Source organism: Devosia sp. BK (assembly GCF_032907385.1).
In the GTDB taxonomy this organism is placed as follows: domain Bacteria; phylum Pseudomonadota; class Alphaproteobacteria; order Rhizobiales; family Devosiaceae; genus Devosia.
This window is the reverse complement of record NZ_JAIMBX010000014.1, coordinates 1-1,332: the sequence shown is the minus strand read 5'-3', so window position 1 is coordinate 1,332 and position 1,332 is coordinate 1. Positions and strand designations below refer to the sequence as shown.

Below are 1,332 nucleotides of genomic sequence, written 5' to 3'. Positions count from 1 at the left end.
GCGGCTCTGCTTGTGGTCGCTCACGATGGCGCGGAGGGTCGTGGCGAGCCAAGCGTAGGGATCGACGCCATTGAGCTTGCAGGTTTCGATCAGCGAGGCGATGACTGCCCAGTTTTCGGCACCGGCATCATGGCCAGCAAAGAGCGCGTTCTTCCGGTTCAGCGCAATCGGGCGGATGGTGCGCTCAACGGCATTGTTGTCGAGCTCGATGCGGCCATCGGCCAGGAATAGCGCAAGCCCAGTCCAGTATTTGGCGATGTAGCTCAAGGCTTCCCCAAGGGGCGCTTTCGCCGAGACGCGGGCGCGATGATGATCGAGCCATTCCCGTATCAGCGCGACAGCTGGTCCAGATCGTTCCTGGCGAGCGGCAAGGCGGGCATCCGGCCGGAGGCCTCGGATCTCGGCTTCGATGGCATAGAGGTCGCCGATGAGCCGTACACCCTCTTCGGCAATCGGGGTGGTACCGGCGCGCGTGATCTCAAACAGCTTGCGACGGGCATGGGCCCAGCAATAGGCAAGCTGTATATCCGCGCCGACGCGGCCGGGCGCGATCAGCCGGTTATAGCCGGCATAGCCATCCACCTGCAGGATGCCGCCAAAGCCCTGCAAGATCCGTTCGGCATGAAGGCCACCCCGGCCCGGGGCATAGGTGAAGGCAACACCGGGTGGCGCGGTGCCACTCCAGGGCCGATCGTCTCGAGCAAGGGCCCAGAAGTAACCGGTCTTGGTTTTTCGGGCCCCAGGATCAAGCACCGGCGCACGGGTTTCGTCCATGAACAGCTTGGATGACCGTTTCAGGTCCGCCATCAGGGCGTTGTACACCGGACGCAGCTCGAAGGCGGCCCGGCCGACCCAGTCGGCAAGGGTTGAGCGGTCCAGATCAACGCCCTGACGGCTAAAGATTTGCGCCTGGCGATAAAGCGGCAGATGATCGGCATATTTGCTGACCAGAACATGGGCGACGGTGGCCTCGGTCGGCAGCCCGCCAGGGATCAGCCGAGTGGGCGCTGGCGCCTGCACCACGCCGTCCGTGCAGGCTCGGCAGGCATATTTGGGACGCCGGGTGACAATCACGCGGAACTGGGCCGGGATCACGTCGAGCCGCTCGGAGACGTCTTCTCCAATGCAGTGCAGACCGCCGCCGCAGCCACAGATCAAGCTCTCGGGTTCGATGATCTCTTCGATCCGCGGCAAGTGCTTGGGCAGCGAACCACGGTTGGCATTGCGCGGTTTGGCCGGCCCTCGAGCGACGCGATCCTCGGCGTCTTCTTCGGCATGGATAACCGCGATGGCCGTTTCCAGATCTTCCAGCGCCAGTTCGAACTGGTCAGG

The 1,332-nt window shown here is 63.9% G+C and carries 1 protein-coding gene; it reads right to left on the bottom strand.

Annotated elements, in window-relative coordinates:
* On the bottom strand, positions 1–1,332 hold a 1,332-nt coding region (tnpC, locus tag DevBK_RS20980), incomplete at both ends, for an IS66 family transposase (RefSeq protein WP_317186942.1).